27 protein-coding genes and 2 pseudogenes are annotated in these 26,374 nt (G+C 65.8%); 13 read left to right on the plus strand and 16 right to left on the minus strand.

Annotated features, from left to right (window positions below; genetic code table 11):
- Positions 1-19: 19 nt before the first annotated feature.
- From B9C43_RS46750 to B9C43_RS46775, 6 genes are read right to left on the minus strand one after another with little or no spacing between them, the layout of a single operon-like run.
- A complete protein-coding gene (locus B9C43_RS46750; RefSeq protein WP_084433761.1) occupies positions 20-1,102 on the minus strand; it encodes a FecCD family ABC transporter permease in 1,083 nt (360 codons plus the stop codon).
- On the minus strand, positions 1,099-1,905 hold the full coding sequence (locus B9C43_RS46755) for a class I SAM-dependent methyltransferase (protein WP_084433762.1): 807 nt from the start codon (positions 1,903-1,905) through the stop codon (positions 1,099-1,101). The genes B9C43_RS46750 and B9C43_RS46755 overlap by 4 nt, the downstream gene beginning before the upstream one ends.
- Complete coding sequence (locus B9C43_RS46760; RefSeq protein WP_084433763.1) at positions 1,898-2,893, minus strand: ABC transporter substrate-binding protein; 996 nt, start codon at positions 2,891-2,893, stop codon at positions 1,898-1,900. The genes B9C43_RS46755 and B9C43_RS46760 overlap by 8 nt, the downstream gene beginning before the upstream one ends.
- Positions 2,893-3,732, minus strand: a complete 840-nt coding sequence (locus B9C43_RS46765) for a Rossmann-like domain-containing protein (RefSeq protein WP_084433861.1) — start codon at positions 3,730-3,732, stop codon at positions 2,893-2,895. The genes B9C43_RS46760 and B9C43_RS46765 overlap by 1 nt, the downstream gene beginning before the upstream one ends.
- Positions 3,729-4,772, minus strand: a complete 1,044-nt coding sequence (locus B9C43_RS46770) for a cysteine synthase family protein (RefSeq protein ID WP_084433764.1) — start codon at positions 4,770-4,772, stop codon at positions 3,729-3,731. The genes B9C43_RS46765 and B9C43_RS46770 overlap by 4 nt, the downstream gene beginning before the upstream one ends.
- A gap of 4 nt (positions 4,773-4,776) precedes the next feature.
- Positions 4,777-5,568, minus strand: coding sequence for a class I SAM-dependent methyltransferase (locus B9C43_RS46775; RefSeq protein WP_235039246.1), 792 nt, complete (start codon positions 5,566-5,568; stop codon positions 4,777-4,779).
- Positions 5,569-6,047: 479 nt separating this feature from the next.
- On the opposite strand from B9C43_RS46775, the gene B9C43_RS60295 reads away from it, so the two are divergent.
- Together B9C43_RS60295 and B9C43_RS46785 are read left to right on the plus strand one after the other, a co-directional pair.
- A complete protein-coding gene (locus B9C43_RS60295) occupies positions 6,048-6,548 on the plus strand; it encodes an ArsR/SmtB family transcription factor (protein WP_407657170.1) in 501 nt (166 codons plus the stop codon).
- A gap of 93 nt (positions 6,549-6,641) precedes the next feature.
- Positions 6,642-6,938, plus strand: a complete 297-nt coding sequence (locus tag B9C43_RS46785) for a hypothetical protein (protein WP_084433766.1) — start codon at positions 6,642-6,644, stop codon at positions 6,936-6,938.
- Here B9C43_RS46785 and B9C43_RS46790 read toward each other — a convergent pair.
- On the minus strand, positions 6,935-7,147 hold the full coding sequence (locus tag B9C43_RS46790) for a hypothetical protein (RefSeq protein ID WP_084433767.1): 213 nt from the start codon (positions 7,145-7,147) through the stop codon (positions 6,935-6,937). The genes B9C43_RS46785 and B9C43_RS46790 overlap by 4 nt on opposite strands.
- Positions 7,148-7,683: 536 nt before the next feature.
- On the opposite strand from B9C43_RS46790, the gene B9C43_RS46795 reads away from it, so the two are divergent.
- A complete protein-coding gene (locus B9C43_RS46795) occupies positions 7,684-10,287 on the plus strand; it encodes a beta propeller repeat protein (RefSeq protein ID WP_143447079.1) in 2,604 nt (867 codons plus the stop codon).
- A 583-nt stretch (positions 10,288-10,870) separates the two neighbouring features.
- A complete protein-coding gene (locus tag B9C43_RS46800) occupies positions 10,871-11,599 on the plus strand; it encodes a GAF and ANTAR domain-containing protein (RefSeq protein WP_084433769.1) in 729 nt (242 codons plus the stop codon).
- Positions 11,600-11,809: 210 nt separating this feature from the next.
- Here B9C43_RS46800 and B9C43_RS46805 read toward each other — a convergent pair whose 3' ends face one another.
- A complete protein-coding gene (locus tag B9C43_RS46805; protein ID WP_084433770.1) occupies positions 11,810-13,792 on the minus strand; it encodes an APC family permease in 1,983 nt (660 codons plus the stop codon).
- A 694-nt stretch (positions 13,793-14,486) separates the two neighbouring features.
- Here B9C43_RS46805 and B9C43_RS56195 point away from each other — a divergent pair.
- Positions 14,487-14,819 (plus strand): annotated as a pseudogene (locus B9C43_RS56195) (TrkA C-terminal domain-containing protein); the annotation flags it as partial.
- Positions 14,820-15,014: 195 nt separating this feature from the next.
- On the opposite strand, the gene B9C43_RS46820 reads toward B9C43_RS56195, so the two are convergent.
- From B9C43_RS46820 to B9C43_RS59050, 3 genes are read right to left on the minus strand one after another with little or no spacing between them, the layout of a single operon-like run.
- Positions 15,015-15,869, minus strand: a complete 855-nt coding sequence (locus B9C43_RS46820) for an alpha/beta hydrolase (protein ID WP_084433772.1) — start codon at positions 15,867-15,869, stop codon at positions 15,015-15,017.
- Positions 15,866-16,561 carry an amidohydrolase family protein gene (locus B9C43_RS59045; RefSeq protein ID WP_327224976.1) on the minus strand — a complete coding sequence of 232 codons (696 nt, stop codon included), beginning with the start codon at positions 16,559-16,561 and terminating at the stop codon, positions 15,866-15,868. Before B9C43_RS59045 ends, B9C43_RS46820 begins: the two co-directional genes overlap by 4 nt.
- The gene (locus B9C43_RS59050) at positions 16,464-16,841 is read right to left on the minus strand and encodes an amidohydrolase family protein (RefSeq protein WP_235039248.1); all 378 of its coding nucleotides are present in this window, start codon (positions 16,839-16,841) and stop codon (positions 16,464-16,466) included. Before B9C43_RS59050 ends, B9C43_RS59045 begins: the two co-directional genes overlap by 98 nt.
- A 94-nt stretch (positions 16,842-16,935) precedes the next feature.
- Here B9C43_RS59050 and B9C43_RS46830 point away from each other — a divergent pair, with 94 nt between their 5' ends.
- Positions 16,936-17,532 (plus strand): TetR/AcrR family transcriptional regulator, encoded by a 597-nt coding sequence (locus B9C43_RS46830; protein WP_033390049.1) that lies wholly within the window; start codon positions 16,936-16,938, stop codon positions 17,530-17,532.
- 85 nt (positions 17,533-17,617) lie between these two features.
- Here B9C43_RS46830 and B9C43_RS57165 read toward each other — a convergent pair whose 3' ends face one another.
- Positions 17,618-17,833: a helix-turn-helix domain-containing protein gene (locus B9C43_RS57165; protein WP_160097214.1), complete on the minus strand. Its 216-nt coding sequence runs from the start codon at positions 17,831-17,833 to the stop codon at positions 17,618-17,620.
- Between the two features lie 60 nt (positions 17,834-17,893).
- Between B9C43_RS57165 and B9C43_RS57935 the strand changes: the two genes are divergently transcribed.
- The 3 genes from B9C43_RS57935 (at position 17,894) to B9C43_RS46845 (ending at position 19,949) form a co-directional block, all read left to right on the plus strand.
- Positions 17,894-18,157, plus strand: coding sequence for a hypothetical protein (locus B9C43_RS57935; RefSeq protein ID WP_200826030.1), 264 nt, complete (start codon positions 17,894-17,896; stop codon positions 18,155-18,157).
- Between the two features lie 8 nt (positions 18,158-18,165).
- Positions 18,166-18,795: a nucleoside deaminase gene (locus B9C43_RS46840; RefSeq protein ID WP_160097216.1), complete on the plus strand. Its 630-nt coding sequence runs from the start codon at positions 18,166-18,168 to the stop codon at positions 18,793-18,795.
- 302 nt (positions 18,796-19,097) lie between these two features.
- On the plus strand, positions 19,098-19,949 hold the full coding sequence (locus B9C43_RS46845) for a hypothetical protein (RefSeq protein WP_143447081.1): 852 nt from the start codon (positions 19,098-19,100) through the stop codon (positions 19,947-19,949).
- 271 nt (positions 19,950-20,220) lie between these two features.
- On the opposite strand, the gene B9C43_RS46850 is transcribed toward B9C43_RS46845, so the two are convergent.
- On the minus strand, positions 20,221-21,018 hold the full coding sequence (locus B9C43_RS46850; RefSeq protein WP_084433776.1) for an arginase family protein: 798 nt from the start codon (positions 21,016-21,018) through the stop codon (positions 20,221-20,223).
- Positions 21,019-21,673: 655 nt separating this feature from the next.
- Here B9C43_RS46850 and B9C43_RS46855 point away from each other — a divergent pair.
- Both B9C43_RS46855 and B9C43_RS46860 read left to right on the plus strand, forming a co-directional pair.
- A complete protein-coding gene (locus B9C43_RS46855; protein ID WP_084433777.1) occupies positions 21,674-21,931 on the plus strand; it encodes a hypothetical protein in 258 nt (85 codons plus the stop codon).
- A gap of 127 nt (positions 21,932-22,058) precedes the next feature.
- Positions 22,059-23,315 (plus strand): hypothetical protein, encoded by a 1,257-nt coding sequence (locus B9C43_RS46860; protein WP_143447082.1) that lies wholly within the window; start codon positions 22,059-22,061, stop codon positions 23,313-23,315.
- A gap of 635 nt (positions 23,316-23,950) precedes the next feature.
- Here the strand turns inward: B9C43_RS46860 and B9C43_RS46865 are convergent.
- Together B9C43_RS46865 and B9C43_RS46870 are read right to left on the minus strand one after the other, a co-directional pair.
- Positions 23,951-24,811, minus strand: coding sequence for a hypothetical protein (locus B9C43_RS46865; RefSeq protein WP_084433779.1), 861 nt, complete (start codon positions 24,809-24,811; stop codon positions 23,951-23,953).
- The gene (locus B9C43_RS46870) at positions 24,802-25,176 is read right to left on the minus strand and encodes a peptidase inhibitor family I36 protein (RefSeq protein WP_160097218.1); all 375 of its coding nucleotides are present in this window, start codon (positions 25,174-25,176) and stop codon (positions 24,802-24,804) included. The genes B9C43_RS46865 and B9C43_RS46870 overlap by 10 nt, the downstream gene beginning before the upstream one ends.
- 261 nt (positions 25,177-25,437) lie before the next feature.
- On the opposite strand from B9C43_RS46870, the pseudogene B9C43_RS57940 reads away from it, so the two are divergent.
- A pseudogene (locus tag B9C43_RS57940) lies at positions 25,438-25,578 on the plus strand (IS5/IS1182 family transposase); the annotation flags it as partial.
- Between the two features lie 89 nt (positions 25,579-25,667).
- Here B9C43_RS57940 and B9C43_RS59795 read toward each other — a convergent pair.
- Positions 25,668-25,796: a hypothetical protein gene (locus tag B9C43_RS59795; RefSeq protein WP_268811622.1), complete on the minus strand. Its 129-nt coding sequence runs from the start codon at positions 25,794-25,796 to the stop codon at positions 25,668-25,670.
- A gap of 123 nt (positions 25,797-25,919) precedes the next feature.
- Between B9C43_RS59795 and B9C43_RS46880 the strand changes: the two genes are divergently transcribed.
- Positions 25,920-26,222 carry a hypothetical protein gene (locus B9C43_RS46880; protein ID WP_143447083.1) on the plus strand — a complete coding sequence of 101 codons (303 nt, stop codon included), beginning with the start codon at positions 25,920-25,922 and terminating at the stop codon, positions 26,220-26,222.
- Positions 26,223-26,374: the final 152 nt, after the last annotated feature.

Consider the following 26,374-nt stretch of genomic DNA (forward strand, 5'->3'; position numbering starts at 1 on the left):
AGCCTCCTTATGAGCGGCGTCAGGTGGTTGAGCGCAGTCGGCGGACCAAGATCAGCAGGAACGGCGCGCCCACCACGGCGGTGACGATGCCGATGGGCAGCTCTCGGGGGACGAAGGCCATCCGGGCCACCACGTCGGCCCAGATCAGGAAGGACGCTCCGATCAACGCGGAGACTGGCAACAGCCGCCGATGCACGCCGCCCACACAGAGCCGGGCGACGTGCGGAACGACCAGGCCGACGAAGCCAATTCCGCCCGACACCGCGACAGCGGCACCTACACAGAGCGCCACGACCAACAGCGCCTGCGCCCGCAGCCGCGCCGGTGGGCTGCCCAGCGCGTGAGCGGTGTCGTCGCCCAACGTCAAGGCATCCAGCTTGCGGGACCACAGCAGCAGCACCAGAAATGCGGCGATCATCAGCGCCCCGGCGACGGCCACCCCGGACCAGGACGCCCTGCTGAGCGAGCCGAGCAACCAGAACAGCACCGCCCGCGCCCCTTCCGGATCGTCCGAGGCGAAGATCAGGAAGCTGGTGGCGGCGTTGAGCACGTAGCCGACGGCGACTCCGGCCAGCAGCAGCCGCACCGAGGTGATCCGCCCACCGGCACGCGCCAGCGCGAACACCACCCCCATCGCGGCGATCGCGCCCACGAACGCGCTGCCGGTCAGCGAGCTCGCACCGAAAGCGGTGCCCACCCCGAACAGCAGAGTCAACGCCGCACCGGTCGAGGCGCCGGAGGTGACGCCGAGCAGGTAAGGCTCGGCCAGCACGTTGCGGACCAAGGCCTGCAGCGCGCCCCCGGAGATCGCGAGCGCGGCCCCGACGACGGCGGCGAGTAGCACGCGAGGTGTCCGTACCAACCAGACAATGCTGTCCTCGGACCGGCCCCAGGTCATCTCCGGCCAACCGAAAACATGGTTGCCGATGATCCGCGCGACGACGTCGGGCGAGATGGCCACTGGCCCCAGCCCGACCGCGACCGGGATGCTGACCACCAACACGCCGACCAGGCCAGCAACCCACAGCACAGTGCGCTTGCTGCGGCGACCATGGTCGAGATCGTCGACGTGCGTGTCAGCGGTGCCGAGAGTCGCGGTCATGCTCGTGCCTCCGCGCCTGTCCAGCTCAGGGTGTAGAAGCGGGGCAGCAACCCGGCGAGCCGCCAGCGCAGTGGCGCGGTCTTGCGGTGTGCCGCGGCCACGTCATCGAGCCAATCGACCCGAACACCAGGCATGCCCGCGGCGGCGAACAGGTTCGCGGGCTCGTCGACTGATCGCCAGCCGTCACCCGGCCCGCTTGGGCGTGCCGGAGCCGATGCGGCTGGACGGTGCCGGTCGACCCAGCCCAGCACTGTCCAAAACAGACGGCTGGCCGTGTTCCGGAGCCGCCCAAGCGCTGTGGTGGGCTGGGCGAAATGCAAGGCGTCGATCACCACGATCCGGCCACCGGGGGCCAGTACGCGGTGCCACTCCGCCAGCGCGGCCACCGGGTCGGGCAGCGCCCAGAACACCATCCGGCTGATCACCACGTCGAACGAGCCGTCCTCGACCGGCAGGTCCCGTGACTCGGCCATTGCCACGTCGACGGCGCCGTTCAGGGCGCCCGCCGCAGTGATGTTGGCCCGCGCTCGCTCCAGCATGCCGGGTGCGATGTCGTAGCCGGAAACCCTGTGCCCCATGGTCGCGAGCAGCAGCGCGAGCTCACCCGTGCCACAGCCGATGTCGGCGACCCGCCGCGGCGCGGTGCCGTCACGCACCGGGTGGCCGGCAAGTCGGCCGAGCGCGTCGGTCCACGCCTCGCGGTACCTCGGGTGCCCGTGGGCCAGGTCGCCCCAGCGGTCGTACCGGGCGGCCTGGCTGCTCCAGTAGGCGGCCGCGTGATCGGTCAGGGCACCGTCACCCATGGACCTGCCCGGCCAGCTTCTCCAGGCCGTCCACGGCGAGCGTGCCGTGTCCCGAGTAGAAGAAGTCCAGCACCGTCACCTTGCCGCCGGTGACCGCCGGGAGCGGGCCGAGTTCCGGGCGGCTGGTGAGCGAGGTCCGAACGGCCTGCTCGTCGATGTCGCCCGGTTCGTAGAGGGCGATCAGCCGCTGCGGGGCCGCGTTGATCAAGGCCTCGGTGTTCACGTCGAAGAGCCGCTCGTCGGTGTTCTGGAAGACGTTCGACAGACCCGCGTAGGTCATCTGCTGGTGGATCATGCTGCGCCGCCCGTAGGCGTCGAGGTCGCTGTCCGGACCGGCGACGAACACCGCGGCGGTCGAGTTCGAAGACGGCGGCGACTGCTGGCCGCGCTGGCGTACCGCCTCGACGCGGCCTTTCAGCCCGGTGACCGCTTGCTTGGCCTGTTCCTCCGTCCGCAGGACCCGGCCGAGGGTTTCGATGTCGGCGTAGACGCCTTCCAACGGATCCTGGATCTCGGACTGACCGGCACCGAACCCGCCGCAGTAGCCGCTGATGACCAGCGTCGGGATACCGGCGGCCCGCAGGTCCTCCGGACCGAACTCGTTGAGCCCGTAGGTCACCACCAGATCGGGCTTCGCACCGATGATCACCTCGCGGGAGATGCTCTTCGAACTCTTGATCGGAGCCTGCTCACGCTGACCGAGCGGACCGGCCGCGTCGCCCAGCGGCTCGCCGATCAACGGTGAGAAGATGCCAATCCGGTCCGTGCCACCGGCCGCGTGCACCAAGGTGCCGGCTTCCCCACCGATCACGTACAGCCGCTCCGGCCGTCGTTCGATGGTCACGTCCCGGCCGCAGTTCTTCACCGTCATCGGGAAACCCTCGGCGGCGGCGCCGGTGTCCTGACCGCCATCACCACCGCAGGCGGTGGCCAGCACGCTGACGGCGGCCACCAGAACGAGCCAGGAACGTCGGATGGGGTGCTGCATCAGGAAGAGTCGTCCTTCCGGCTTGGTTGGTCGGCGCGGTAGACGTGCAGTGCCGTGGCATCGGCGCTGAACTGGGAGAACGGAAACGGCTCGGCCGACAGCGCGGTAAGACCGCTGCCGAGGAACTCCCGGGCGACGGCGGCGCCGGTTTGTGCGTACACCGCCAGCGGTATCTGCCGTTCGCGGCAGCGAGCGAGGATGGTGTCGAACGTGCCGTTGCCGATGGTCATTCCGGTCGCCACGACCGCGTCGGCGGCGTCGAGCACTTCCGTCATGTCCGGGGTGATCGAATCGCCCCAGCGGGTGGTGCGCAGGTTCAGATCACACAGCAGCGGCTCCGCCCCGCGCTCCCGGATCGCCGCGACCAATGGGTTCACCACGCCGATGAGCCCGACCTTGGATCCGGGTGGCACGTCGAGCAATCCGGCCACGGCGGCGTCCCTGGCCGCCGCCCTGGTCTCCGGTGTCCCGGTCGGCAGTTCGATCGGCTCGGCCCGTGAGTCGTCTCGGTGTGGAGCGATCGCGCCGAGGTACGCGTCCAGCGCTGCGATCCGCAGCGGGGCAACGTCCACACGCAACAGTTCGGCCACACTTCGGCCAGACGCTTCCGCGCAGACATCAGGTTCCACTTCACCGCTTTCGAAGGCGCACGCCCCGAACGCGGTGCCGATGCGCACCAGCAGGTACTGGTTGCGGTAGGTGACGTTCCCGCCGGCGAGCCGGGTGCCGTGGTGCACCCAGAACACGCTTGTCGCGACGACCTCGGCGGGATCAGGGCCCCGGCGACCCGCAAGCACTTCGGCCACCAAGTCCGCGACAGTCCCCAAGCTCCCTGTCATGACGACCACCCCGGCACTCCGACCGGCAGCCGCGAGGCGCCTCGCTGGGTGGGCAGGTCGGTAGCCCAGTCAGTGACAGACCACGGCAGCACGACTTTGTCGCTGCCGGACACCTCATGGGGCGAAAGCTCAGCGAGATCGGGAACGTCGGAGTGCGCCGCGAACGCCGCTGACACGTACCGGTGTCCGGTGTCTGGGGCGAGGAAGACCATGGTGCGCCCGGGAGCACGGTCGCGCTCCCACTGGCTGGCCAGGTACGCAGCGCCCGCGGACAGTCCGGCGAAGATCCCGCTGTCCCGTAACAGCGCCACCGCACCGGCCTGGGCATACCGGAACGACACCCAGTGGACCCGGTCGTACAACTCCCGGCGGACGTTGCGGAACTCGATCGAACTGCCGATCCCCGCGATGATCATGTCGGGGTCGGCGGTGTGCTCCGCGCCGAACGTCACGCTGCCGAACGGCTGGATCCCGACCAGCCGCACATCCCGGCCCATCGCGCGCAGGTACTCCGCGAGCGCACCAGTCGACGCGCCGGTCCCCACACCGCCGACAATTGTCAGCGGCTCCAACGGCAGTTCCCGGTCGAGTCGCTCGGCCACCTCCCGGTACCCGGCATAGTGGATCCCGTCGTGGTACTGGCGCATCCAGTGGTACCCCGGATTCTCCAGCAACAGCTGCCCGACCCGCTCAACCCGCCGGTTCTGGTCCAGCATCAGGTCCGTCGACGGCGGCATGCGCTCCAGCGTCGCGCCGAGAATCTCCAACTGGATCCGCAACGTCTCGTCCACCGTCGTCGAACCCACGATGTGGCACCGCATCCCGTACCGATGACACGCCAAAGCCAATGCCAGCGCGTAGATTCCGCTGGAGCTGTCCACCAAGGTGTCCCCCGGGCGGATCCTGCCGGTGGCGAGCAAGTGGCGCACCGCACCGAGCGCGGAACGCACCTTCATCACCTCGAACCGCATGCACACCAGGTCGGGAGCGAGTCGGATGTGGTCAGGCTCGGCGATGGCGTCCGCGTAGTGCTCGTGCACGCGGTCAGTCCTCCCCCGTCTGGCTCTCGCGGCGTAAGGCGAACAGATAGGTCTGCACGTTGTCGCCCGGCCAGTCCTCCACATGAACCACCTCGGCGCCGAACCCGCTCTCCAGGGCCATCGCCACGATGTCGCGCAGCGGCGCGGTGTTCGACAGGATCAGGTACACCACGCCACCCGGCGCGAGCAGATCCCTGGCCACCAGCTGGCCGAAGAAGCGAGCCGCGATGTCCCGCCCCAGACACAGGTTGCGCACGATCTCCGGGTCGTCGGTCAGCGGCAACTCGATGGCCGGCGGGTTGAACGTCACGACGTCCACTTGCTCGCCGTCCGGGAAGCCCTCCCACACATCGGCCACCAACGGGACCAATGGCGGCCCATCAGTGCCGACGATCCGCTCGTAGTGCCGTGCCGTCGTACGCACGCTCTCCGGATGCACGTCCAGCGCGTACACGACGCGCGCACCTCGCACACCGGCCACCACGGCTTCCACACCGAGGCCCGCGCCCATCGCCGCGTAGCGCAACCCCGTCACCGGCAGCGTCCCGTCGAGCAGACGACTGTGCACCAGCCGGCTGGTCTCACCCGGGTGAAACACGCCGGGCGGAAGGTCGAAATCCCAGCCGTTCCAGTGGTACGTGCGGTGTTCGTGAATGGCGCGGCTCGGGTTGTTGATGGCCCGGATCTCCTCTGCCGGCAACGTGTGCGGCAGCCTGCTGTGCAGCTCCCATCCCGTCGCGGTGCCAGGAAGGACGGGCGGCCCGGGAGCCGCGCCGGTGGTAGGCGGTTGATGCACAGTCGAATTCCCCTTCGGTCGTCACCGAGACTCGTCCCAGCCGGTGAACCTCGTTCGAACTGCCCTCTTTGCCGGAAACGGTTTTCATTATTAACACACTCGGCTGACGGATACCACCACCGGCGACGCACTCCCTCACCGACGGTGGTCACATGTGTCCACTGAGGACGATTCACAGACGGACTTCGGCCAATACCGTTCACAGATAAAGGAATGCGCACTCAAGCATGTCCGGCACGATCAGCTGACCGGCGAGCACTTCGGCACACTTAGTCCACAGTGGATCCGCAGGAGCCTCGCCACGAGGGCAAGACGACATGGTGCCATCTCTCGCAGAGCCACGCTGACCGCGGGATGCCCATGATTGACATGCTGACATGTCGATGTTTTGCTGTTTTGTGCCCGATTTGTCGCAGGTGGCGCTGGAGTCACTGGCAGCCGTCTTTCGCGCGTTGTCCTCGCCGTTCCGGCTATCCCTGATGCTTCGGTTGGCCGAGGGGCCCACCCGCGTGACTGAACTGAGCGAATCACTGCAGGCGCCGCAGCCGCTGGTCTCCCACCACTTGAGCATCCTTCGCGGTAGTGGCCTGGTTCGGGCCCACCGGGATGGCCGCGCGGTGACGTATGCCCTTGTCGACGATGGCCCGACACCAGAGCTCCTCGCCCTCCTGGCACGCCGGTACGCCACGGACCAGGGTCACCTGGGCGGGTCCCACGAGCACGGACCGGAGTGCGGACACGTGGCCGTCCCGCACCAGGACCATGTCGACTACCTGCACAACGGGAGCCTCCATCGGTTGACCGGCAGGCCTGCCCGCTGGACGGACTGCGAGCCAGGCCCCCATCTTCCGCACCGCAACCATCGGCACGTGCACGGCGAGGGATGCGGACACGTCGCCATCCCGCACGGCGACCACATCGACTACATCCACGATGGACACCGCCACGCCCCACACGACGACCATTACGACGACCACTGACGCGCCTGTTGTCTCTCGTCACACCCGTGCACAAGCTTTGACATCGATACATGCAGATGTTTTGATGTGTTGGTCCACGAAAGGAGCAAACACATGACAACGGCACACGCGCCGCACGAAGCGCACACTCATGCCCACGGCGAGGGATGCGGACACGTGGCGATCCCGCATGGTGACCACGTCGACTATGTCCACGACGGACACGTGCACCGGAACCACGAGGGTCACTGGGACGAGTGCGAGTCCACTGAACACACCGCACACGACGGACACGACCACACACACGGCGAAGGGTGCGGACACGTCGCCATCCCCCACGGCGACCACATCGACTATGTCCACAACGGACACCGCCACGCCCCGCACGACGGTCACTACGACGACCACTAATCGAATCGAGAACTGACCGCGGACGGCTCGCTGCCGAGCCGACCGTCGGCCAGTACGCGGATCTCGTCGGCGACGTTCTCGGCGACGGCGAGGTTGCAGGCGATGAGCACAACACTCAGGCCCGTGCGCGGCCCATACTTGAGCAGGTCAAGGATCGCCGCCTGAGTGACGGTGTCGAGAGCGGCCGTGATCTCGTCGCAGACCAGCACGAACGGATGGTGCCCCGCGATGGGCGGTGCAGACCTGCCACGCAGCGGGCGAGCGGGCCTTTGCCGATCCCGGCACGCGCCAGCACGGCGTCGACGACACCTGTGGATTCTGGCCGTTGTGGGCCGGCGGGCACGGTTGCCGTGACGAGAGCGGCAACCGCCGCCGAGGCCGGGCTGGCCATCAGTTGGCTGTGCAGGGCGCATCGACGACGCGACCGGCGTCCATCACCAGCACCCGGCCCACGGCTCCGTCGACGGCCGCGACGTCGTATGTGATCCACAGCTACGACACCCCGTTGGCGCGCAGGGCAAGCCTCGGTTGTCGCGGTGTATCCACGTGGGCTCGTCCAGGACCAGCAGCCGCGGGCGACGCGTCACGGCGGCGCCACTCTTTCGTCCCGTTCTTTCGTCCCGATGCATCTTCTGTGTTCACCCCAGGGCCGAGTACCGTGCCGCCGCCAAGCCGGAATTGACGTGTCCCTGGAGGAACGGTGTCCAGAACCCTGTTATACAAGGCAAAGAAGAGACTCAGTGTGGTGACTGTGGCAGTCGCGGTGATCGCCTCGGCCGTGGCGGCTCCTGCCTCGGCCGACTCCCGTCCGATCAAGCGGCCGAAACCGGTGGCCGGGCAGAACGCCGGATCGGCTGGTATCAAGACCTTTGCCCAGCAGGAAGCGATGGCCCGGCTGGCGCCCTACGGTTCGGTCGAACCGGGCGAATACGGCGAAGCACTTGCCTCGCTGGAGGGCTTGCCGGACACGTACACGCCGTGGTTCGAGGTCACCAGACAACCGTACGACTCGAACGATCCCGCGTACCGGGACCCGAACTTCTCCAACTCCGGCGCGGGCTGGGGCAACGTCGCAGGCCGAGTGACCGGCCTTGCCGCGAGTGCCAATGTCGTGTTCGCCGGTGGAGCCAACGGCGGAGTGTTCCGCAAGCGCACCAGCCCTGGCAGTCAGTGGACGCCCATCTCGGACCGCATCCTGGCATTGTCCACAGGCGATCTTGTCCACGACTCACGCGCGGACGTGCTGTGGTACGCGACCGGGGAGGCCAACACCAGCGCGACTTCCTACACTGGCGCCGGGGTTTACCGCCTGCGCAACGCATCGCACGCGCGCGAGTTCAGCCCGGCCGACCGGGTCGGCGGCATCGAACTGGAGTCGCGCTCCATCAACCAACTGAAGTTCGACGGCGCGGGAACGGTGTACGCGGCAACCAGTCGAGGCCTGTGGCGGCACTCGACCGATCCCGCGCGCCACACCGAACCATGGCAACTGGTCCTGATGCCCAATCCCGCCTCGGACAACGACATCACCAAGCCGTACGACAACATCGTCAACGACGTCGCGTTCGGGCCGGGCGGGCAGATCCTCGCCAACGCCGCATGGCGCTCTGGCGCCCCCTACAACGGCTTCTATCTCTCCCCCAACGGCGCCCCCGGCAGCTTCGTCAAGACCCCGCTGACGGGGCAAGTCGACAACGCCGACGTGGGCAACGCCGAGTTCGCCACGTCCGGCAACCGGCACTACATGATCCTGGAACGGCCCAGCGGGCTGGTCGACGGATCCAACAGCGCACTGGCCGGAGTCTTCACCGCAACCGCGTTGACCGGACCGTGGACCAGGATCGCGGACACCGAGAAGTTGCGGCTGTCCGGCTCGGCCTTGCAGACACCGGATTACAAACCGGGAGTCCAGGCCTGGTACAACAACTTCGTCGAGGTCGACCCCGCCGATCCCCAGCACGTGTTCGTGGGCATCGAAGAGGTCTACGAGACCGAAGACGGCGGCACGACCTGGAAGACCATCGGGCCGTACTGGAACTTTCCCTTCCCTTGCTACGACGCGACGAAACCGGATGGCGGCTGCCCGGCCACCACGCATCCCGACCAGCATTCGGTCTCGATAGCGAACGGCACCTTGTGGATCGGCAACGACGGCGGCGTGTACTCACGCCCGTCCGCTCCATCCGCAAGCAAGGAAGACGCCGCCGGACACGCGACCGACTGGGCCAACCACGGCGACGGCCTGCGCACGCTCCAGTACTACTCCGTAGGCACCGGGCGCGACCCCAACGGCCGCGGAACCGCGGTCGCGGGCGGGTTACAGGACAACGGCGGATCACTGCTACGAGCCGGCGCACGCAAGCAGGTCAGCCCGTTCGGCGGAGACGGTGGTGACATCATTGTCAACCCCCGCAACGGATGCGAAATCCTTGACGAGTACGTGTTCCTGGCTCTCTGGTTGACCAAGAACTGCGGCCAGTCCGATGGTTCGACCAGTGCGATCTTCGATATCACGGTGCCCGACCGCAACGCCCGGTTCACCGCGCCGTTCCGAGTCGTACGCGGTTCGAAGAACATCGCCAACGGGTCAAGCGAACGATGGGTCGCGGGCGGAAACTCCGTCTGGCACCACGACTATGCGTTCTCCTACACCCCTGCGCAGGCTGCGGCCGACCCGGCCAAGGGTTGGCTCAAGGCCTACACGTTGGATCAGTCCGGGGCCAGGCTCATCGTCGGCCTCGACGCGGTCGCCAACCCCAATGCACCCGCCGACAAGAGCAAGGACACCGTGATCGCGTCGTGGTGCGGCGAGTCCAATTGCAACTCGACTGGCTTCACCCGGGGTGTGGCCACCAACTGGGGCGGCACGTGGACCGAACTGGACATGACCGGCCTGCCCAACCGATACCCGAACGCCGTCACGTTTGATCCGTCCGACCGCACCAACTCGACGGTGTACTTGGTGTTCAACGGCTTCAACCGGCGATTCATCGAAGGCCCCGGTGCGGGCGTCAAGCACGTGTACCGCGGCAAGCTCAGCAAGTCACCCGCCGGGGTCGCCGTCGCGTGGGAAGACCTGTCGGTCGGATTCCCGGACGTTCCCGCCACCGACGTGGTCGTGCACGGCGGCAAGCTGATCGTCGGCACTGACCTCGGCGTGCTGGTGGCAGACAAGAACGCCACACCCCAAACCATCCGATGGCGCAAAGTCGGTCTGAGCCGGGGCATTCACGCCTTCGACCTGCCACTGACCTCGGTGTACGACCTGCACGCCTCCCATGACGGCAACCTCTATGCCGCGACCCACGGCCGCGGCATCTGGAAGGCACCACTGGCGCTTGTTCACTGAGCAACAAGCGACCTGGCATCTGGCAAGACGTCGAATGGTGCAGACAGTGCCACTCGACGTCTTGCTGTCGGTCCTATGCCGCCACATCACCGACCGGTGCCACCGGAGTCAGCCGTAACCGCCATCCTCGATGAGGCATCAGACCAGTGGCCACATTGAGCTGCGCGGGCACTCCGGCCCGGATCCCCGGTCTACCCGCCAGTAACACTTCCGGAGCTCGAACTACGTCGAAATGCTGGCAGGGCACGTAGCGGACCTACTGTCCATGCCGGAGCACCAGAGCACCGAGCCGAACACTCTCCTGCCCGGGCGGACATCCGAATTCATGGACCCTCGCCGGCCAACTGTTTGACCGACGAGGGTGACCGCAACCCCAGGAATACTCGGTGCGGTCACCGGCTGCCTACCCCGAACCCCACCCTCTATGCGCAAGCACCCTGAGTCGTTACGCATCTGTATCGATCGACGCGACCCAGACCAGTGAGCCGACAGGTGTCAGGGCCGGTCTGGCACGATACGCTCGCATTCACCGTTGAGCATCCAGCGGCGTAGTTCTTACTTCGACGCCCTGGATGGAGTCGGCATGGTGAGCCTTGACCCGACTGGCGAGATGCTGGACGAACTCACCTCCGCGATGGCCAATCTGACCGCGGCGCTGGACACTGATGCTTCGAGCAGCGAGATCCTGGACGCGGTCTGCGCCGAGGCGGTCAGGGCGATCCCGGGTGCCGACATGGCCAGTATCACCGCGATCCACAACGGCCACGCAAGTACCGCGGCGTATGCCGACCCCCGAGCCCAGCAGCTTGACCGGGCTCAATACGAGACAGGTGACGGCCCTTGCCTTCAGGCGGCCGCCACAGGCGAAATCATCCGATTGTCCGTCGGTACGGCCGGCGAGATGTGGCCCGACTTCGTGGCCGTCGCCAAGCGCCTCGAAGTCGGCAGCTATGTCGCCGCGCCGCTGCACGTCGACGACAAGCTCACAGGCGCGATCAACCTCTTCGGCTTCGGTGACCACGGCTTTGCCGAAACAGACGGACAACTGCTCGGGCTCTACACCACTGTCGTGACATTCGCGCTGCGAACAACGCGCCGCTACCACAACGTCCGCAACCTGGCCGCCCACCTCGAAATCGCGATGCAGTCGCGCGCCGTCATCGAACAGGCCAAAGGCATTCTCATGGCGGTACACAAGATCAGCGAGGAGGAGGCGATGGCCCGGCTCATCGACCAATCCCAGCGCACCAACGTCAAACTCCGCATCGTCGCGGCCGACTTCGTCCACAAAATAACCAGCGACAATGGCTGACCAACTACGACACCTTCCGCTGTAGCCCTTGCGATGCCTCCGTGAGCAACCAGCCAACCGTCGAGTGTGGACATAATTCGTTGTCCGCCCGCGCGTGCTCCACGCGCGACCAGTCGACAGAAACAAAGATCCTCCTGCGGGACGAGGCACTGCGCACTGGACGGCTTGAGCAAGAAGGACTCGGTTGATCTCAGCCCGATCGGCTTTGGTCTACCCGCCGACGTGGATTCCTGGCCTGCGCACGGGATCGGGCTCGCAGGTGCGGAGGATCTCCCGGACGACGGGTGGTGTGTCACCTTGGCCGAGGATCAGGTAGCGGAACAGGTGGCCGAGCGGGCTGCCCTCGGACCATTCGAAGTAGCAGTGCGGCCGGACACCAGTGGCGTCCCGCAGTGCCAGCAGGACGGCCGCGATCGCGTTGGGCACGGCTGGGCTCTGGGCGCGCAGGATTCGATGCCCGTCAACCTCATGGCCGCGGACTTTCAGAACACCGCTGAAAGCGGACGGGTCCGTGACGTCGATTTCGAGGAACAGCACGTCCGCGTCACCGGGAACCGGGTTCATGCCGCGCTGTTCCAACTCCTTGGCCAGATACTCGGCGCCCTGACCGGTCTGCCGCTTGTTCGCGATGATGTTGACCTGCCCGTCGTGGACCAACGTGTCCGTGATGAACCGCCGGGCGTTGTCGTCGAACTCGATGCGGTCGGCGCGCAGCTCAGTGGTCCGGCTTACCCGCGATATCAGGGATATCACGACGACACCGAGGATGAAGGCGGCGGAGATCGCGATGCCGTCGGGTTTCTCGATGATGTTCTCCACCAACGCGTACAACAGCACCAACGTCAGTACTGTGAAGCCGATCGTCGCGGGCTTCTGGCGATGACGGACCGCGGAGATCGTCACCGCGATGGACCCGGAGACCATCATGGCGAGGATCCCGGTGGCATAGGCGCCGGCTTGGGCATTGACGTCAGCGCCGAACATGATCGTGATGAGGATGCTGATCGCGGTGTAGACCAACACGACCGGACGCACCGCACGGCCCCATTCCGGCGCCATGCCGTACGACGGCAGATACCGCGGCACGATGTTGATCAGCCCGGCCATCGCCGACGCACCAGCGAACCACAGGATCAGCACGCTGCTGAGGTCGTAGACGGTGCCGAACACCTCACCCAGATGCTCGTGCGCCAAATACGCCAGCGCCCGGCCGTTGGCCTCTCCCCCGGGCTGGAACTTCTCGGCCGGGATCAGGACCGTGGTAACGAAACTCGTGGAGATCAAGTACACCGACATGATCACGGCCGCCGCGGTCAGCAGCTTTCGGGTGTTGCGGATCCGAGACTGGAGCTGCTCCGCCGCGTTCCGCCCTTTGGCGGCGATCAACGGCATCATGCTCACACCGGTTTCGAACCCGGAAAGCCCGAGCACCAACAACGGGAACGCGAGGATCGCTGGGGTGGCGATGTCGCCGAACCCACTGCCGCCGGCGGTGAGCCGGTCCGTCCAGCCGGTCATCAGCTCGGGATTCGCGGCCAGCTCGACCACACCCGCGCCGACGATGACCGCGTTGAGCAGCAGGAAGATCGCGACCAGCGGGATGGCTACGCCGACAGCCTCGGTGAAGCCGAGCAGGAACACACCACCCAGGATCAGCAACAGGATCACGGTGATGAGGACTTCCTGGCCGTGCAGGAAGCCCGGGGCGATCGGGTTTTCGAGCAAGTGGACCGTCGCATCCGCGGACGAGAGCGTGATGGTGACGATCCACGAGGTAGCCACGAAACCCAACAACACCAGAACGAAGATCTTGCCCCGCCAGAACGGCAGCAGGTGCTCGAGCATCGCGACCGAGCCTTGCCCATTCGGGCTTTCCTTGGCGACGCGCCGGTACATCGGCAGCATGCCAAGCAGCGTGAGCGCCACGATCAGCAAGGTCGCCAACGGTGACAGCGCACCTGCGGCGAGTGCCGCGATGGCTGGCAGGTACGACAGCGTCGAGAAGTAGTCCACGCCGGTCAGGCACATGACCTTCCACCACGCTTGCGGCTTCGCGTGTCCCTCACCGCTTTCCGGCCCTACCGGCTGCACTCGGTGCTGCATCAGCCACCGGGCCATTCTCGTAGCCGGTGGCTTGGCGGACGCAGGGTTCTCGACGCTCGCTGGGATGGCCAGCTCGGGCGCGCTACTCATGTGCTTGTGACTCCGGGTGATCAGCGAAACGCGACGCGCCCGGCTTCGGCACCCGTGATGCCGCCCCTGAAGTCCTCGTCGCTCAGCCGCAGATTACCTACGGATCGCCCGGCTTCTCACGGGCCCAGGCATCAGGATTCCGTAAAGAACAACGGGACTAACCGAGCGAATCACCCCTTCGCTGTTGCTCACCGTCACCACGACCGCCGCGATCGCCGTTAGCGCGGGCAGGACGACCGTGACGAACTGGACAATGTAGAACCAGATGCCGTCCCCAATGGACGCCTCAGTGACTTGGGACAAACAGTCACGCCGTCCACCGGATGAATGGCGAACTCGCTATTGGCAATCCCCCGCAGGTTGACCGCGGTCCGACGCCGGGAAAGCACACTTGTCACGGCTGCGAGTCCAGGTCATCAGGCCTGGTACCAGCAAGGTTCTAACGCCGAGGCGATGCGTTTCTTACGCGATATGTATGCTGCGCCAACGATCAAGGGGAGGATCGCGATGGCGTCGGTGAAGGGCATGCGGCCCATCAAGAGTCACCCCGCCCGGACGGTGGTCATCGGCTTTGGTGGCGCAGTCCTGTTCGGCACTTTTCTGCTCAGCCTCCCGTTCGCAACCGCGGCGGGTGAGTCGGCCCGTCTGGTCACAGCTCTGTTCACGGCGACCTCCGCGGTCTGTGTGACAGCAACGCATCCTGCAACGCGTCGGCGCGCACCACGTCGTGCTTCCCGAACACGAGATGGGTGAACGCGTCGCACACGTGGTCACTGGCCGCCTGCTCGACTACATCGAGTTCGAAGACGACTACGCCATCGCCAAAACCCGCACACCCGACGAAGCCGTCGGCCGGACATTGGGCGACAGCAGCCTACGAAGCAAGTACAACGTCACCGTAGTCGGTATCAAACGCCCCGGCGAAGGCTTCACTTACGCCACTGCGGAAACCCTTGTACAGAAAGGTGACGTGCTCATCGTCGCGGGCAAGACTCCGGACCTCGAACGACTCGCGAACCTCACCTGACTGCAGCGCCGTTCTCCACTGGTTGATCAGCTCCGTCATCAGCTGCCCACGACCGGCGCGTTCTTGAACTGGTTGCCGCTCGTTCCAATCGTGAGGTAAAAGCTATCGGCCGACGTCGATACCTGGAACGCGCTCGGCCAATGTCTCGCTGTCACATCGTCGCCCTCTCTGCTGAAGCACACCCGGTGATCGCACTTACAGGGCACGGCAGGTCCTGAGGTAGCTGAGGAACGAAGCCTGCAGGCCGGTCACATGCGTTTCGCGCAGGACCGCGCTGGTGACGGCTCCGCTGCGTGAGGTGAGGCGGTGCAGGAGGGTGGCCGTGTTCTTCGTGAGGCTCTGGTAAATGGCCAGGTCTCCGAGAAGCTCTCGGTCGTTGAGGGTCACGTGAAGCTTGACGGCAGGCTGGCTGTCACCCATCTCTTGAAGCTGGGCGAAGACCTGACTGTCTTCACTGGCGACGCCGGGACTGCCCGCTCCGATGCTCTCGAAGAGCGTGCAGCCGGTGAGCCACGTGTAGAGACTGAAAAGTCCGCCGTAGGAGTAACCGAAAAGGCCGTGGCCGCTCGTGGCTGTGCCGTAGTCGCGTTCGATCCGCGAGTGCAGTTCCGCGGTGAGGAAGCTCAGGAACGCATCGGCGTGGGTGTCGCGTAGTTCGGCGAGGTAGGCGTCGGTTTCTTCGCGTGTCCTCGCGCCCGTTTGAAATCCCATCTCCACGGCATCGATGAGCTCCTTGGCGATGGGCTCGCCAGGCGGCACGAGGTCTCTGTTGCGCAGCCGATCCCAGTGCTGTGCTTCCTCGCCTGCGTAGCCGACGCTGACTTGGATGTAGGGCTGGATCTGGTGCATGGGGTCTTTCTGGGTGACGATGAGCGGAGCCGTCATGCCCACGGCCCAGTTGCCGTCGAGCACGTACACGACAGGCGCCTGCGTCGTGGCGGGGTCGTAGCCCGGTGGCGTGGTGACCCAGACGCCGTAGTCGTGCCCTCCGCTGGAACGCAGCTCGAAATAGTCGGTGTCGGCGAGGCAGCCCTGCCACATGGTGCTCATCGAAGGTCCTTCACAACTCGGCCGGCCTTGAGAACGAGGACGGCATTGGCGGGATCAGCGAACAGCTCCGGGTCTTCGACCGGGTTGCCGTTCCACAACACGAGGTCTGCCTGCGCGCCGGGAGCGATGACACCGACTTGGCCGGACAGGCCGAGGATCTCGGCGTTGGTCTTGGTGGCCGCCACGAGAGCTTCCATCGGTGTTTCGAGCTTTGCGCGCAGCCTGAGCTCCTCGCCTCGACGGTTCTGAGCCGGACCGATGAGATCGGAACCCAGCCCGATCCGTACTCCGGCCTCCTTGGCGACAGCGAGCGCCTCGGTCATCCGCTCACGAACACCCATCACACGATCGCGGGTCGATTCGTCGAGGCCCGCTCCAGCGGTGTCGTGCAGCAGTTGCTCGACGACGGCGAACGTGGGCACGAGGGCGACCTCGCGAGTGGCCATCAGGGTGGCCGTGGACGCATCGAGGTCGGTGCCGTGCTCGACACAACGCACCCCGGCCTCGACCGCGTTCCGGATGCCGTCGTTGTTGTGGGCGTGAACAGTCACGTAGGTGCCCCGCGCCGCGGCTTCCTGGACAGCGACGGCGATCTCATCGACGGTGCGGCCCCCTGACCTTGCCCTTCGCGATCGTGGTGACGAGGCCGCCGTCGACCCCGCCGGTGTCGCGAACGGTGGTGAAGCCGGCATCGAGCGTCGCGCCGGCCGTGGCGAAGATGTCCGCCGCGAGTTCGGCGGCGCTTATCCGAAACGAGAACTGCGGCTGGATCGGGCTCGACAAGCCCAAGTGGACGTGAGCGTCGATCAGGCCGGGCGTCATCGTCAGGCCTCCGGCCTCTAGGCGCTCGCCGTGTGCGCCGGAGGCACCGACCTGGGTGACATGCCCGTCTTCAATGCTGACGTCAACGTCGACTGGGTCGCGACCCGATCCGTCGACGACCGCCGCGCCGACTACCTGAACACGTCCCACGAGTCGTTCCCTCCACCGTTGCGAGCTGGCTGCGACCATGTGTGACGCAACACGGCACCGCCAGCCCTTCTTTTCCAATGGATAAACTGCGGGAGTGATCTTGTCAAGCGCGGAACGCAAAGGCGACGCACGCGAGCGGCTCCTGGCTCGGCTTCTCGACGCCTTCGACGAGGCCCTTCCCTCACCGGAGGTGTCGCTCCGCGAGATCGCCGCCCGGACCGAGACCAGCCACGCCCTCCTGCGATACCACTTCGGGTCACTCCCGGGCGTCTTGGCAGCCATGCTCAAGGCACAGCGATCTCGTGACAACGAGACGCTTTTTGAGGCCGCCCAGCAGGGCACCTTTGACGACTTCGTCGTGGCGATCTGGCGGGCGTACACCCGCCCGGAGCAGCTGTCGCGTGTCCGCGGCTTCTTTCACGTCGTAGGGCTGGCCGCGTACAGCCCAGAGGACTTTCGTGAGTTCATCGACTCGCTCGACGACCTGACCAAGATGCTGGCCTCGCTCGCGGAACGCGAAGGGCTCGACGCCAAGGAAGCGCTGACTATGGCCACCGTCACCATTGCCGCGATTCGTGGCCTGCTCCTCCAGGAGGTCCTGACTCCGGCAGGCCACTCGGAGGACGCGGTCGCCTTGCTCCTGCGCATGAGCAAGGGCCAATCCGTTCCACGGACATGCCCGGGGCCTTGAGCAGGGCGTCGCACAGGGCGCGGTGGCGGTCTTGGGCGCGTCGGCCGCCCGTCAAGCAACCGATCCCGACATCACCCAACCAGATTCAGCCGCCTTCCGGCCCATCCGGCGGACCGCTTGCCGCGGAGAGGTGCAGGAGCATGTGCAACTCCAGCGCCCGCTGCGGGGAACGCCAGCTCTCGCGGAGCAGGCGGTCGCCTGCGGCCAGTCGCTGATAGAGCGTGTTGACGTGCATCGCCAGTGCGGTGGCTGCCGGGCGGGGGCGGCGGCCATGGTCGAGGAACACGCGCAAGGTCTCCACCAGCGGCACCGCGGTCGGTGCGTCGCTGTGGTCACGACAAGCAGCCGACCGCCGTGCTTTGTGGACAACGAACGTAACCCGTGCCGGAAGGATTGGGAGGTATTCGTCGAACACATCGACCCTGACGGCGATGTTGTGACCGGTGATGGGCTGCGGGGTTACCGAGCATTCCCTTCGCGCGAAAGCCAGCTTCAGTTCGTGCGCCGGCTTGCTCGCCGAAGTCGCATGCTTCTCGTCTACACCGCCATCCTCGGCAGCGAAAGCTATGAGAAACTACAGCTTCTCTCTGTCATCGGGCCCCAACTGCCGCTGGCGCGACCATGATGTGCGCTATGGCCTTGGACTTGAGTTCTGCGTGGGGTGACGGTGGTCTTGGTGTCTGCCGGAGCCTGGAGCTTGCGCATCAGTCGCTGCTTTGCGGTGGGCTGCCGGTTGGTGCCGTGGTGCTTGATCTCGATGGCGAGTTGGTCGCGGAAGGCCGCAACCGGGCGTACGACCCGCCCGGCGGTGATGACCGGTTGCAGGGCAGCCCGATCGCCCATGCGGAGATGAACGCGCTGGCTCGTATTGCCACCAGCGCGGATATGTCGACGATGACGCTTTGGAGTTCCCACCAACCGTGCGCGATGTGCGCGGCGGCGTGCGAGTTCACCGGCGTGGGGAGTGTCCGGTTCGTGGCTCCGGATCCCTCGGATGACCAGCCTGGACCCGATCCGAGCGGTGTGGAGGGGCACTGGCTGATCGTGGCTAACGTGCTATTCCTGGAGGGCGTGCGCGCGTACTCCGGTGCGAGCGCCCCAATGCTCGTGCGGGCACGAGGCCTGGAGCCGGAGACGATCGACCTGCTCGACGCGATCGCACCACAGCAGCTGCGAACCGCGACACTGCAGGAGGCCCTTGGGCCGATCTGGCATCAGGTCGTAAGTGCGGCGCAGCGCCGACAGCACCGCATCGACGGTTAACGTGCAGTGACTGTCGCGTCCGCGATCTGGAGTTGACTCAACACCGTATCCACGAACCGACCCTCACTACACCGATATCGCACACCCACGTGTTCCCCAGCGGAAGAACCAGTCAAGATCGTTGCCACATAAGGGGTTCGCACTCATGGCGCGGACCCTGCTCCCCAGAGACACGCCACACCGCCAACAAGCCGCCGAGTTCCGTCAATCTTGCGGAAACGCAAGTTTGACCGTTGTGGGCTGACAGGCATCAGCGGTTGAGCCGGTAGCGTCTTACCTTCCGATGTCACGGGAGAGTCGGTGTGACTGTGCGGTGGCTACGTGGGATGTGGCGAGAAACCCCTGCTGGGTTGCGGGTTTTATGGCTGGCACTGTGGAGCGTCGGCGTTGTGCTGCTCGGGTTGGGGTGGTGGGGAGATCAGGCTGGGTTCTGGTCGAGCAAGCCGTTCATCACCAACGTGTTCTCCTCGTTGACGGCGGTATTGTTCGGTGTTCCGCTTGCGTTGATCGTGCTGCAGCGGTTGGGGTTGACGCAGGCAGAAGCGGTGGAGGCGCGAGCGGCGCAACGTCTGGCGACAACGGTCGTCGAGGACCTTGCCTCAGCTGCCCCGAGACTGCATCCCGGCCCGTTGAGCGACCTGCGTGACGCTGAGGCCGAGCTGCTGAAAGTGGAGAGAGCGGCGCAAGAGGCCATCAGGCAGTGGGACAGCACCCAGGACGAAGAGAGCCTGCGTGCGTTGCGTGAGTTGGTGTCCGGCGGAACGCTGGACAAGGCACTGGCGGATTTCAGGTCGGCCATCAAGCCAGGCAGGCAGGCCGTTCCCGTTGTCGCGGAGGTTTCAGCTCACTGGTCCTTCCTCAACACGACCGTCCGCAGTCGGCTGCTGGAGACCGGTGGGACATGGCTGGCCCCACCACTCGCGGCTCAGATCGACGAGATGGTGCAGCTCGTGAGGGCAGATCCGTACATGGACGGCTGGTTGCGTGACCTCGATATGGCGATCAGAAGGTTTCACACGGCCTCGGACCTGTCCACCGCTCTCCGACATCTGTGGACCCAACTGGAGATCGGGTACGAACTCGCAGAGGCCGTCAATCAACTCAGCGACCTCACCGCCCAGGCTTCCCGAGTATTGACGTCGTCCTCACACTGACTGGAAGCGCCGCCGCGGAACCAGGCCCGCCCACATGCCGCGACCGACCTCTGTCCGCGGTATCTGACCGAACATCAGGCAGCTGTCATGTGAACGCGGAAACTGTCATTCTTGCGCGCAAACTACACACGTGTCCCTTCCGCCTTGAGATGATCTTTTGGAGATGCGCGTCCTGCGGTTTCCGAGGCAACTGATCACCTTTGGTGAGGTTTCTTTCCGCTGTAGTCGACCACCGGCCTTGGTGCCTCGGCATTGCGTCGGACTGTCGGTCTCACCGGTGAAGCGCGGCGCCAAGGCGTCGGATGATGTCGGCTTCGCCGGGGTTGTCGCCGACCGGGGCGTGTTCGGTGATCGCCGCGCCGACGACATTGTCCAGCTGTGAGAGCAGCTCGACCAGACGGGACGACCGGACACCATCTGGTTCGGGATAGCAGACCGAACCGAACTCGGTGGGATCGAGCACGTCCAGGTCGACATGGACATACGTCGGGCCGGAAAGTCCGTCGAACGCCTTCTCCAGCTGGTCGACGCCGTGCACACGGAAGCCAGTCGTGCGGAGGTATTCACGTTCGCTGGCACCGCCGGCCCTGACTCCGGCGAGAATCACTTGTGCTGGAGCCAACGTCTGCGCCGGAGTCAGCAGGGCGGGCCCGTCTCCGAGCAGCGTGCGCACAACCATGCCGTGGAACGCGCCCGACGGTAGGTCGCCTGGCCCGTACACGTCGGGATGCGCGTCGATCCACAGCACCGTCAGCTGGTCGCCGTAGCGCTGGCGAGCGGCGGCGATCGGTGCGATATCTACCCCGCAGTCACCACCTACGGTGATTACGAAGTCATCGATCTCCGCCAGCACATCGCCGGTCAGCTTCAGATTCTCGACCAATACCCCGCGTGCGCGAATCCCGTCTGTGATGTCGTCGGTGATTTCGTCGCTGCCGCCCGCAATCGGCACCGACACCACGGTGTCCGCCCGCAGGAGCTCAGCGGTTCGGCGTGCCCCCGAGGCCAGCAGCGGCGCCCTTTCCGAGGCAGATCCTTGCCATTGCGGCACGCATAGCACTGTCGTCATGACTGTTTCTCCGAGTAAACGAGATAGTTCCCAGGACTGCCGTTGCACACCATCGAATGTGTGCGTCCTGCGCATGTCAGCGCAGGGCGACCTCGTCGATCAGCACGACGACAGGTCGGTCCATCCCGCTCGGTTCTGCCGCAGCAAGCGCTGCATCTCACACGTGTGCACGGGCACCTCCACCCGACGGCTGAGGAGCACAACACTCAGCCGTGAGAGGTCACGCACACGCATCACGGCGTTGACCGTACAAGATCACGGCCCGAGTTGTCGACGTACCAGTCCCGTGGTTGTAGGCGAACAACGCCTTGCGGATGTCCTGCGGAGCCCCGAAGTCGCACAAGTAGTACGCCGCCGCGTATGTGGCACCGTGTTTGTCCCATGGGGATGGCGGGTTCTTTCCGCCGGGTGGCAACGAATGACGGGCAACGACACTGTCGAATGTGGACTGAAGGAACTCATCGGCCCGCGCGCGTGGGCCGAGTTCTCGGTATCCTCGGCGATGCCGATGAGCTTGCTGCGGCCGTGATCGCTCTCTATATCTTGTGCGGTCGTCACTTGCGGTAGCCAGCGTCCGCCCATCCGGGCTGAACGCCACCGAGTAGAGATAGGCGCACCGTCGCCACCGCCGGCGAGGACCACACCGCGGCTATGGGTGGCGACGAAGTTCGCCACCATGCTCGTGCTGATGGTGTTGCCCATCGTCGCCTGGCAGGACATCCCGGTCGACGGTCACGCAGTTGCCGAGGCCGGACGCCCGCTCGCCGAGGTCCGTGCCACGCTCGGTGTCACCCCATATCTGGCGATGGTCTCCCCGGCACTCGCGGTGTTCGCAGTCGTCCTGTCGATCGTCAAGCCTTGGGGGCTGACGCCCCTCGGGCACCGACAGTTTCGGGGTCGAACTCGCCGATGACGTCTTCCAGCACCGCGGCGGTTGCCCGTTCCCACTGCCGCAGTCGACGGGAAACCCCTCCCCGGCACCCACTGCGCGTAGCAATCTCGGCGTGTTGTCAGTTGAAGTCACATACGGGGGACCGTGAATGATCGTGAAAAGTATCTGTAGAGGCGTGGCTGCGGTGACAGCGGTGGCGACAGCGTTCGGCCTTGCCGTCGGTACGGCTAGCGCTGCACCGCACTACCTGTCGCCGCCCTCCGTGCAGATCGGGTATGCCGACTCGGCGACGCCGGACGTGGCGTACGACTTGACCGAGTGGCAGCACATGCCGCTCGGCGCGTGGCGGGACGAGCAAGGCGGCGAGCACGTGTCGCGGGTGTACGCCACCTTTGACCTGTCGGGCTTTGCGGGCGCTGATGTCCTTGGCGGCTCGATGGGGATTCGGGAGGCCAGTGCCGCCGACTGCACGAAGCGGGCCATCGAGGTCTGGCAGACCACGCCGGTGACCGCGACACCGACGTGGCACACCCGCCCGACTGGGCTGCGCAAGCTCGACGAGTCACGCAACTCGGACTACTGCCCAGGAGAGTTCGCCTTCAACGTGTCCGCGGCGATGGCGGCGCAGGGGCGCGTGACGTTCGAGATCCGGGTCCCGGCGGATGTCGAGGGTGACCCCAGCTATGGCCGCACCCTCAAGTGGCTCAGAGGCGTCACCCTGACCGTGCGGTACAACTCAGCGCCGTCGATTCTGCCGCAGTACCAGTACAACGCGGGCTTCCCGTGTGACACGACGGCGCCGTACCGGCGAGTGGGCGCCCGTCATGGCTCACTGCAGGCACTGGCGACCGACCCTGACGAGGATGACTCAGAGAAGCTCACGTACGAGTTCGCGGTGTGGCCGTTGGACGATCCCGCTGCCCGCTTGGTGTTGACCGACGCCAATGGCGGTACGACGTTCGCGGGCACCGTCAACGTTCCGGACGGCTTCTTGGCCGACGAGGGGACATACTCGTGGCAGGTGCGCGTCTCTGATGGCGTTGCGACATCCGCCTGGTCGACGACCTGTTCGTTCGTTGTCGACAAGACGGATCCCCAACCACCAACCGTCAGATCCGACGCTCCCAACCAGTTCACGTTCGACGGCAACGGCAACCTCGACACGCGCGGGTTCCAGTACACCTGGGGCATCATGTCTGAATCGGGCTGCTCGTACGGCCGGCACGGAATCGTGGTGTGCCCGGAGCCCTTCGACGGCCCGAACAAGGTTCTCGCCACAACACCGGGCGGCACGGCAACGGTGACCCTGACCCCACCCCACTCAGGCTTCAACATCCTGAAGGTGCGCGCCATCGACGAGTCGGGAAGAAGCTCAGACACCGTGGATTTCGAGTACGAGAACTAAGTGCTCTGCCGCTGAAGTCGCAACCACGGGCCGGCAGGGCGTGCCTGGTGCACGCCCTGCCGGGATCAGTCTGCGAGCAGGTCCGGGAAACCGGACATACCGACCAGTGCCGGATCGTGGAACTCGACCACCCACGCCACTGTCGGAACTCTTCGTGGATATCCGTGAGCTACGCGGCGATTTCGTCAAGCTGTTGGAAAACAACAGGTTTCCAAACCAGATGCGAGAGCTCTATCTGACAGCAAGCTGATTGAGCGGTCTGCAAGCACACGCCTGCCTTGACCTCGGCTACCACAGCGCCGCACACACTCACGCGTACACGGCCTTCATGTGCGCGGAGTTGGCTGGCCACAATGGAATGAAGGCATGGGTCCGTGCCCTTCAAAGCCTTGTCGCTTACTGGGATGGCCAACTGCTCAACGCCATCGAATTCGCTCAAGATGGTGCACGCCTGTGCTCTCACGGTTCGATCACGGCACGCTTGCCCAGCCTGGAAGCACGAGCGAAGTCTCGTGCTCGACCGCAACTGGGTCGTCGTGGAGCAGAACCCCAAGGCGGCACGGTCCTTGATCCCAAGCAACGTGTGACACTCCGCTCGAAGAAGGACGACGACTAGACGATCTCCCGCCCGCTGATCACCTGGCCCTGCTGATCGCGTCCTGCCTGGCTTGGACCAGCCGGTGGATGTCCGGATTCGCCGACCTGAGCCACGCCGCGGCCTTGTCCGCCATGACCGACTTCAAGCGTTGCTGGATGTCACTGCGCCGCTGGCAGTCCTGGTCGGCGGCGGCCATCGCTCGCTCGGCCTGGTCCGCGGGAGCGGACGGTGCCCGGGAACCGAACCGTTCCCGGGCCAGCTTCAGGGCTTCGCTGGGGCTGGCCACCGGGTAGCCGGCAGCCGACATGCACCCGGCGTAGACGGCCAGCGACGCCTGGACATCCGGCTCGGACGCGATGCCGGGCGCGGCGGAGGCGAGTGCGGTGGGAAACATCGTGATCCGCAAGTAGTCCTGCACGGAGCCGTAGACGTGTGCCCGGCCTGCCGCCTCGCACCCCTCGGTCGCCAGCCGAACGACAGTCCCGTCGGGAAGAGTCAACTCGGCCATGGGCGAGCCCGCAGGGCGCAAGGTCTCCCAGTACTCGCCTTGCCGTGCCGGAGGCAAGGTGTGCAGATAGCTCCGCACCGCGAGGTCGGGATCGTCTTGCGGGCGCGGACCGGTGGCCAGCCGGGTGCCGTAGCCGCCGTTGTCAGCCGGTGGCCGGGCCAGCTCAGCGGGCGGAAACCGGAATCCGCGCCCCGCCATACAGGCCTCGATCGCCCGCATCTCGGCCGATGGCAGGGCCTGGTCCAGCTTTTCGGCCAGGACGATCGCGGCCGCCTTCTCCTCGGCGGTGAGTGGCGTGTCGCCGGCCTCGGCGCAGCCGCCCACGGACAGGATCAGGGTGAGCCCCAGCAGCCCACCCGTCACCCGCCCGCCGGAGCCTGTCAGTCGCATTGCTGAGCGCGCGTCCGGACGTAGAACCAGTCCGTCTTGTTGTACTGCGCACCCATTGTCCGCACGTGTGACCCCGGAGCGAAGCTCCAGATGGTCTGATCTCCGGGGAACCCGTCGTTGACAGCGCACCAGTAGTTGGCCGTGTGGTTGATCCCCGAGTTCACCCGGTCCCTGGCCACAGAGATGTGGTCGCTTCCGGCCGGGGCATTGCTCTCCAGCAGCTCGCCGGAGTAGTTGTTGCCGTCGAACGCACAGAAGAACCCTGCCCGGCAAGGCCCGTGGGCGTTTGCCGTGCTGGCTGCGCCCACTGTCACGGTGCCCGCTACGGCTGCCGCTGCGATCAGCCGCACAAAAATGGACCGCATGGTCGTCCCTCCTTGATCATCAGGTTGTTCGCTTCGGGAACCGACGATGGCGGGGACGCCTGGTGCCGGCCTGTAGCCGGCCTGGAGTGGTGTCAGGAGTTCATCAAGCGTGTCCGCCAGGTCCATGAGGCGACCTCGACCCGGTTGCGGGCAACGACATCCTGTCCTGGCTCGCTGCCAGTCCGGCCGAGCTGGTGGTGATCACCGGCGGCGAACCGCTACTGCAGCCGCACGTCGTGGGCCGGCTGACATGCGCGATCCGGCCGCCACCGCTGGGCCATCGAACGCACCGTGGCTTGGCTGTTCGGCTATCGACGATTGACCATCCGCTACGAACGCCACGCCAACCTCTTCTGCGGCTTCCTCACCCTCGCTGCAGCACTGACCTGCTTCAAGAAACTCACAAATCGACCACGTGAGACATGCTCCAAAGGTTGTCCCGTAATGATCAAGAACTTTGTCGGGACAGTGGCTTGCTGAGCGGCGGCCGGTCAGAACGTCATCGCGAGGTTGCGCATGAGCGCGATCCCGCTGGTCGCGTAGTAGACGGCGCGGCCTTTGTGGCGGCAGTTGCGGAGGATGCGTAGTCGTTGCTTTGCGGTGCCGCAGGCGGATGGCACGTCGTGTCAGCGCCGTCACCGGGATAGCGGTTTCCCTTGACCGCAACCGGCCAACCGCCACGGAAAGCACCCGAGGAGAACGAGAATCACACCGTCGTGCCGACAGCGGACGAAGGGGCACCCATGAAACCCCCGACACGAGCATGGCGATACCTGGTCGGCGCCGTGCTGCTGACCGCCGTACCCGTCCTGCAATCCTGCTCGACGCCCCCGACCGCACCACCGGCCAGCAGCGCGACTTCCCAGAGCCCCACGGCACCCGCCGTGGACCAAGTCCAGGTCGACTGGCTCCACAAGGTCTGTACTTCCGACAAGCAGCTTCAGGAAGTCACCCGCGTAAAGGTCCCCCGCACCTCTCCGCCGCAGGAGAAGGTCATCGAATACCTGGACTCACTCCGGAACGTGCAGGCTGGACCTGCCAGGTGACCGTGGCGCCCGACCGGTTCGCGCGTGACGCGTCGATCGTCGTCGCCGGTGACACCACCGGGATGGTCAGAACATGGCTGCTCAAACGACCGAGTGGCCGTTGAGCGCGGTGCGAGCACACCGCGACAGCAAAACGTTTGAACACAGGCACT

Origin of the sequence: Kibdelosporangium aridum (genome assembly GCF_900176515.1) — a bacterium.
GTDB classification, from domain to species: Bacteria; Actinomycetota; Actinomycetes; order Mycobacteriales; family Pseudonocardiaceae; genus Kibdelosporangium; species Kibdelosporangium aridum.